Raw genomic sequence first — 255 nt, 5'->3', positions numbered from 1 at the left:
GCGGTGGCCGAGCCGTCCGGGATCTTCTGCCGCTGCTGGCCCATCCACTGGTGCAGCGCGTCGGCCACGGGCCGTGATCGTCGTCGTCGGGCCTCGAGCCGGGCCTGGCTGTGGGCCTTGGCCACTTTTCGCTCGACGTCGTAGAGCTCGCCGAAGAACTTCAGCGCCTGCTCGCCCACCTGGCTGCCGTGGTTGGCCCACAGCTCGTGGAACTTGCGCCGCGCGTGCGCCATGCAGCCCACCTCGGTCACGCCG

General features: G+C 71.0%; 1 protein-coding gene. It reads right to left on the bottom strand.

Annotated features, from left to right (window positions below; translation table 11 throughout):
• Positions 1 to 255, bottom strand: a 255-nt coding sequence (locus ENE75_RS24775; RefSeq protein WP_158289107.1) for an IS66 family transposase, incomplete at both ends; no start/stop codon positions are given.

The organism is Rubrivivax albus, from assembly GCF_004016515.1.
Classification (GTDB): Bacteria; Pseudomonadota; Gammaproteobacteria; order Burkholderiales; family Burkholderiaceae_C; genus Rubrivivax; species Rubrivivax albus.
This window is presented reverse-complemented; position numbering and strand designations above follow the sequence as displayed.